The organism is Streptomyces sp. ICN903, assembly GCF_022015835.1.
Lineage (GTDB): Bacteria > Actinomycetota > Actinomycetes > Streptomycetales > Streptomycetaceae > Streptomyces > Streptomyces fenghuangensis.
Genome location: NZ_JAKMAY010000241.1, coordinates 1 through 6,379 on the forward strand (window position 1 = coordinate 1; position 6,379 = coordinate 6,379).

Sequence of the window (6,379 nt, forward strand, 5' to 3'; positions counted from 1 at the left end):
GAGGTGGGCACGGGGGCGGGGGAGCCGTTCTCGGACTGTGTCACTTGTCCTCCGGGATGTCCGTGCGGTCGACCGGCCACCAGGGCAGCACCCGGTACGTGGTCTCGGCGCCCGCGCTCTCACCGCTCCACGGCGGCGGCGCGACCGGCGTGGTCGCCGACCGCACCTGCACGCGCCGGATCTCGCCGCCGTTCAGCTCGGGTCCGAACCGCGACATCACGATCCGCCGCAGATACTCCTCGGAGAGGTCCCCGCGCAGCCCGTTGGGCCGGTTCTCCTCGTCGTGCGAGCCGGTGAAGAAGTCCCAGGCGCGGCGGAGCTCGTTCTGGTCGGTGTGGCTGGGGAAGGGGTTGCCGCGGATGTTGCCGATGTCCATCGCCGTCAGGTCCACCCAGCCGGTCCGCTCGCGTCCGCCGTCCGGCCGGACCACCTCCGCCCGGGCGTGGACGGCGATGTTCTGCTGGAGCGGGTTGGGGGCGAACAGCTTCCAGTTCTGCTCGAACTCGGGGTTGATGTAGTCCGAGACCGTCGAACCGTGCTGCTTGCTGAGGGTGTTGTCCGGCGCGACGTGCAGGAAGACCATCGTCAGGTGCACGCCGGTGAGCACGGTGACGACGCCCAGCGCCACCGCGACGGCGATCCGCGCCGCGGGCGGGAGCGACATCACTCCGGGTGTGTCCTCGGGGGGCGTACCGGAAGGCTCCTCGGGAGGCGTACCGCCGGGTGCGCCGTCCGCCGCCGGGGGCGGCGGCGCCTCCTGGCGCGTCTGTGCTTGTGGATCCATGCCCTCCCCGATCTCGGGCCCGTCCGGGCCCCGCTCTCACGACCCCGCGACAACGGTCGCGCCCCCCGCGGCCGCCCCGGTCCGCGGCGGCCCTACGAGGTTATCCACAGCCTTGACACCTTGGGGCCCGGACGACCACCATTGAACCGAACGATCGGTCGGTTGGTTCCTCGCCAGGAGCAAGGGAGCTCTGCATGACGACGCTGCTGCCGGAGACGGACCGGGGCGGAGGGCCCGGGGCGCATCAGGAGGCGTTCGACGCGGCGATCGCGGCGGACGAGCGGATCGAGCCGCGCGACTGGATGCCCGACGCCTACCGCGCCACGCTGGTGCGCCAGATCGCCCAGCACGCCCACTCCGAGATCATCGGCATGCAGCCGGAGGCCAACTGGATCACGCGCGCGCCCTCGCTGCGCCGCAAGGCGATCCTGATGGCCAAGGTGCAGGACGAGGCGGGGCACGGGCTGTACCTCTACAGCGCCGCCGAGACGCTCGGCGCCAGTCGCGACGAGCTGCTGGACAAGCTGCACTCCGGGCGCCAGAAGTACTCCTCGATCTTCAACTACCCCACCCTGACCTGGGCCGACGTCGGCGCGATCGGCTGGCTGGTGGACGGCGCGGCCATCACCAACCAGGTGCCGCTGTGCCGCTGCTCCTACGGGCCCTACGCGCGGGCCATGGTCCGCGTCTGCAAGGAGGAGTCCTTCCACCAGCGCCAGGGGTACGAGCTGCTGCTCGCGCTGAGCCGGGGCACCGAGGCCCAGCACGCCATGGCGCAGGACGCCGTGGACCGCTGGTGGTGGCCGTCGCTGATGATGTTCGGGCCGCCCGACGACGCCTCGAAGCACTCGGCACAGTCGATGGCCTGGAAGATCAAACGGCACTCCAACGACGAGCTGCGCCAGCGCTTCGTGGACATCTGCGTGCCCCAGGCCGAGTCCCTCGGCCTGACCCTGCCCGACCCCGGGCTGCGGTGGAACGAGGAGCGCGGGCACTACGACTTCGGGCCGATCGACTGGTCCGAGTTCCACGAGGTGCTGCGCGGCAACGGCCCCTGCAACGAGCAGCGGCTGGACCGCCGCCGCCGCGCCCATGAGGAGGGCGCCTGGGTGCGCGAGGCCGCCGCGGCGTACGCCCGCAAGCACGGCGGGCAGGACGGCGACGGAAGGACGGCGGCATGACCACCAGCGAATGGCCCCTGTGGGAGGTCTTCGTCCGCAGCAGGCGCGGCCTGTCCCACACCCACACCGGCAGCCTGCACGCGCCCGACGCCGAGATGGCCCTGCGCAACGCACGGGACCTGTACACCCGGCGGTCGGAGGGCGTCTCGATCTGGGTGGTGCCGTCGTCCGCGATCACCGCCTCCTCGCCCGACGAGAAGGACCCGTTCTTCGAGCCCGCCGCCGACAAGCCCTACCGCCACCCCACCTTCTACGAGGTCCCGGAAGGGGTGCGGCACCTGTGAGCGCTCCCCGTACGGCCGTGCTGGCCCTCGGCGACGACGCGCTGGTCCTCTCCCACCGGCTGGGGGAGTGGGCCGGGAACGCACCCGTCCTGGAGGAGGAGGTCGCCCTCGCCAACATCGCGCTGGATCTCCTCGGCCAGGCCCGCACCCTGCTGACGATGGCCGGGGACGAGGACGAGCTGGCGTACCTCCGCGAGGAACGGGCCTTCACCAACGTGCAGCTCGTCGAGCAGCCGAACGGCGACTTCGCCCACACCATCGCCCGCCAGCTGTACTTCTCCGCCTATCAGGAACTGCTGTACGAGCGGCTGGCCGGCGGCGGCACCGACGACGCCGAGCTCGCCGCGCTGGCGGCCAAGGCGGTCAAGGAGGTCGCCTACCACCGCGACCACTCCGAGCACTGGACGCTGCGCCTGGGCGACGGCACCGGGACGAGCCGCAAGCGCATGAAGGACGCGCTGGACGGGCTGTGGCGCTACACCGGCGAGCTGTTCCGGCCCGTCGAGGGCCTGGACGTCGACTGGGCCGGACTGGACGAGGAGTGGACACGGCGCATCACCGCCGTGCTGGAGCGCGCGACCCTCACCGTCCCCGAAGGGCCGCGGAGCAGCCCCTGGGCCGCCGGCGCCGGACGGCAGGGCGTCCACACCGAGCCTTTCGGCCGGATGCTCGCCGAGATGCAGCATCTGCACCGCAGCCACCCGGGAGCGTCGTGGTGACGCCCCCGGCAGAGGCGAAGGCGGCAAAGGCGGCGCCTGGGACGACGACAGGGGCGACGGCGCTGGAGGCGGAGCTGCGCGAGATCGCCGGCTCCGTCCCGGACCCGGAGCTGCCGGTGGTGTCCCTGGCCGAGCTGGGAGTGCTGCGCGGTCTGCACCTGGTCGGGCCCGGCCGGGTGGAGGTCGAGCTGACCCCCACCTACACCGGCTGCCCGGCGGTGGAGGCGATGTCCGCCGACGTGGAGCGGGCACTGCGCGAGCACGGCGTGGCGGAGGTGACGGTCCGCACGGTCCTCTCCCCGCCCTGGACGACGGACGCGATCACCGCCGAGGGCCGCCGCAAGCTGGCCGAGTTCGGGATAGCCCCGCCCCGTCCCGGTGCGGGTGCCTTTGACGGCGGCGGGCCGGTCGCGGTGGACCTGGCCGTCCGCTGTCCCCACTGCGGCTCGACCGACACCACCCTGCTCAGCCGCTTCTCCTCCACCGCCTGCAAGGCGTTGCGCCGCTGCGCCTCCTGCCGGGAGCCGTTCGACCACTTCAAGGAGCTGCTATGAGGTTCCATCCGCTCCGGGTCCGCGAGGTCGAGCGGCTCACGGACGACTCGGTGGCCGTGGCGTTCGAAGTGCCGCCCGAACTGCACGACACCTTCCGCCACGTTCCGGGCCAGCACGTCACCCTGCGGCGCGAGGTGGACGGCGCGGAGGTGCGCCGCACCTACTCCGTCTGCTCCCCCGCCGTTCCCGCACCCGCCGAGCCGGTGCTCCGGGTCGGCATCCGGCTGGTGGAGGGCGGCGCGTTCTCCGCCCACGCCGTCAAGGAGCTGTCCGCCGGGGACACGGTCGACGTGATGCCCCCGACGGGCCGGTTCACCCTGCGTCCCCGTCCCGGCCGCTTCGCGGCGGTCGTCGGCGGCAGCGGCATCACACCGGTGCTGTCCATCGCCGCCACGCTGCTGGCCGAGGAACCGGACGCCCGGTTCTGCCTGATCCGCACCGACCGCACCGCGGCGTCGGCGATGTTCCTGGAGGAGGTCGCCGAGCTGAAGGACCGCCACCCGGACCGCTTCCACCTGGTGCACACGCTCTCCCGCGAGGAACGCCAGGCCGGCCTGCCCACCGGGCGGCTCGACGCCGAGCGCCTCGCCGACCTGCTGCCCGCCCTGCTGCCGGTGCCCGACGTGGACGGCTGGTTCCTGTGCGGGCCGCACGGGCTGGTCCGGGAGGCGGAGCGCGCGCTGACCGCGCTCGGGGTGCCCGCCGCCGCGGTCCACCAGGAGATCTTCCATGTGGACGACGCCTCCCCGGCCGCGGAGCGGCGGACGGCCGCCCGTACCGCGCCCGGCGGCTCGAAGCTCACCGCCACGCTCGACGGCCGGATGGGCGTCTGGCCCGCCGCCGAGGGCGAGACGCTGCTGGAGACGGTGCTGCGCAACCGCTCCGACGCGCCCTACGCCTGCAAGGGCGGGGTGTGCGGCACCTGCCGTGTACGGCTGGTGTCCGGCGAGGTGAGCATGGACCGCAACTTCGCCCTGGAGCCGGAGGAGGTCTCGGCGGGATACGTGCTGGCCTGCCAGTCGCGGCCGGTCACCGAGGCCGTCGAGGTGGACTTCGACGCCTGAGGGCTCCAGGGCCTCTCAGACGGTACAGATCACGGCCCACGGTCTCCGTGCCTCCGTACAACCGGCTTTCGCACAGCCGGTGGGCCCGGCGCGCTCCGACCCCGCGCCGGGCCCCTTTCGCTCGCGGCTCACAACTCACAGCTCACATCGCGCGGCACACGTCACGCGGCGTCCACCTCGGCAGCGTGCCCCGTAAGCAACGCGTCCCCCGTGTGCCTCACGCCACGTGGGCGGGCCCCTGCCCGTCGTTCACCAGCGGCTTCCCGGCAGCCTCCCAGGCCAGCATGCCGCCGTCGACGTTCACCGCGTCGATGCCCTGCCCCAGCAGATACCGCGTGACCTGCGCCGACCGGCCGCCGACCCGGCAGACCACGTACACCCGCCGGTCCGCGGCCTTCTCGGTCACCTCGCCGAACCGCTCCACGAACTCGCTCATCGGCACGTGCAGGGCCTCCGCCGCGTGCCCGGCCTCCCACTCGTCGTCCTCCCGGACGTCCAGCAGAAGGCCCTCCGGCGGCACCGCCGTGGCCTCCACCGAAGGAATCCGGCCGTACTGCATCAGGTCACGCCCCTCTCACCCGGCCCCGGCCCTCCGGTGCCGTCCCACAGATTCCGCTCATGCCGCACATCCCGGCCGAGCACCCCGGCCGACCGCCTTGCCGGGAACCTAACCCGTCGGCCCCGGCTGCTCCGTCCGGCCCGCCGTCCCCGCTTGGCCCATCCGACCGGTCAGCTCGGCCAGACGCGCCTCCTTCTCGGCGATCCGCTCGTGCAGCCGCCCGGCGATCTCCTCCAGCAGGCCGTCCGGATCATCGGGCGCCAGCCTGAGCATGGAGCCGATCGCGCCCTCCTCCAGCTCAGCCGCGGCCGCGGCCAGCATCTCCTTGCGCCGCGCCAGCCACTCCAGGCGCGCGTACAGCTCCTCGCCGCGGGCGGCCGCCCGCTCCTCCCCGGTCCGCGGCCCGGCGGCCCACTCCTCGGCCAGCGCGGCGAGCGCCTCCTCGTCGCCGTCGGAGTACGCCTTGTTCGCCCGGGTCATGAACTCCTCGCGCCGCCCGCGTTCCGCCTCGTCCTGCACCAGGTCCGGATGCGCGGAGCGCACCAGTTCCCGGTACAGGCGCCTGGCCCGCTCGCTGGGCCGCACCCGCTCCGGAGGCCGCACCCGCTGCCCGGTGAGCATCGCGACGGCCTCCGGCGGCAGCCCGGCGGAGTCCATCCAGCCCTGGTACAGCTCCTCCACGGCCGGCATCGGCAGGAAGGAGGCGCGTGCCTCGCGCGCTCTGCGCACATCCTCGGGGTCACCGGTGCACGCGGCCACCGCCTCGGCGATCAGGACGTCCAGTTCCTCGATCCGGCCGTACAGCGGGCCGAGCCGCTGTTCGTGCAGCCGGGAGAAGTTCTCCACCTCGACCCGGAAGGTCTCCACGGCGATCTCGTACTCGATCAGTGCCGTCTCGGCCGCGCGCACGGCCCGCTCCAGACGCTCGACGGCCTCCCCGCCGGCGCTCGGGGCGGCCTCCGGCGCGTCCTGCGGCTCGTACGGCTCATGCGGCTCGCGCCCGGCCTGCCGGGCTTCCTGCTGGGCTTCCGGATCCACGGGCTTCCTCGCGACGGCGTTCCACTGCGCCCCGGTCCTGACCGGGCCCTGGCCGGGCCCCTGACCGGGATTCGCGCCGCGGCCACCGGGAAGGCTCCCCGGCCGGACGGCGGCGTCACCCGGCCAGCCTACGGCTCCCCCGGCCCGGGCCTCACACCCCGCCCGCGCTCCCGTCTCCGCGCAAGTCCTCAGGCCC

At 73.5% G+C, this 6,379-nt stretch carries 8 protein-coding genes; 5 read left to right on the forward strand and 3 right to left on the reverse strand.

What is annotated here, in order from left to right; genetic code table 11:
- Positions 1–40: 40 nt before the first annotated feature.
- Complete coding sequence (locus L7D48_RS21595) at positions 41–664, reverse strand: DUF5819 family protein (protein WP_237881535.1); 624 nt, start codon at positions 662–664, stop codon at positions 41–43.
- 314 nt (positions 665–978) lie between these two features.
- Here L7D48_RS21595 and paaA point away from each other — a divergent pair, with 314 nt between their 5' ends.
- Genes paaA through paaE form a run of 5 tightly spaced genes read left to right on the forward strand, consistent with a single transcriptional unit; the run spans position 979 to position 4,586 of the window.
- Positions 979–1,965 (forward strand): 1,2-phenylacetyl-CoA epoxidase subunit PaaA, encoded by a 987-nt coding sequence (paaA, locus tag L7D48_RS21600; protein ID WP_237881537.1) that lies wholly within the window; start codon positions 979–981, stop codon positions 1,963–1,965.
- Positions 1,962–2,249, forward strand: coding sequence for a 1,2-phenylacetyl-CoA epoxidase subunit PaaB (paaB, locus tag L7D48_RS21605; protein WP_237881540.1), 288 nt, complete (start codon positions 1,962–1,964; stop codon positions 2,247–2,249). The genes paaA and paaB overlap by 4 nt, the downstream gene beginning before the upstream one ends.
- On the forward strand, positions 2,246–2,968 hold the full coding sequence (gene paaC / locus L7D48_RS21610) for a 1,2-phenylacetyl-CoA epoxidase subunit PaaC (protein WP_237881542.1): 723 nt from the start codon (positions 2,246–2,248) through the stop codon (positions 2,966–2,968). The genes paaB and paaC overlap by 4 nt, the downstream gene beginning before the upstream one ends.
- On the forward strand, positions 2,965–3,522 hold the full coding sequence (paaD, locus tag L7D48_RS21615; protein ID WP_374493189.1) for a 1,2-phenylacetyl-CoA epoxidase subunit PaaD: 558 nt from the start codon (positions 2,965–2,967) through the stop codon (positions 3,520–3,522). Before paaC ends, paaD begins: the two co-directional genes overlap by 4 nt.
- Positions 3,519–4,586 (forward strand): 1,2-phenylacetyl-CoA epoxidase subunit PaaE, encoded by a 1,068-nt coding sequence (paaE, locus tag L7D48_RS21620; RefSeq protein WP_237881544.1) that lies wholly within the window; start codon positions 3,519–3,521, stop codon positions 4,584–4,586. Before paaD ends, paaE begins: the two co-directional genes overlap by 4 nt.
- A 217-nt stretch (positions 4,587–4,803) precedes the next feature.
- Here the strand turns inward: paaE and L7D48_RS21625 are convergent, their stop codons facing one another.
- Both L7D48_RS21625 and L7D48_RS21630 read right to left on the reverse strand, forming a co-directional pair.
- On the reverse strand, positions 4,804–5,145 hold the full coding sequence (locus L7D48_RS21625; RefSeq protein ID WP_237881546.1) for a rhodanese-like domain-containing protein: 342 nt from the start codon (positions 5,143–5,145) through the stop codon (positions 4,804–4,806).
- A 108-nt stretch (positions 5,146–5,253) separates the two neighbouring features.
- A complete protein-coding gene (locus tag L7D48_RS21630) occupies positions 5,254–6,183 on the reverse strand; it encodes a hypothetical protein (RefSeq protein ID WP_374493193.1) in 930 nt (309 codons plus the stop codon).
- Positions 6,184–6,379: the final 196 nt, after the last annotated feature.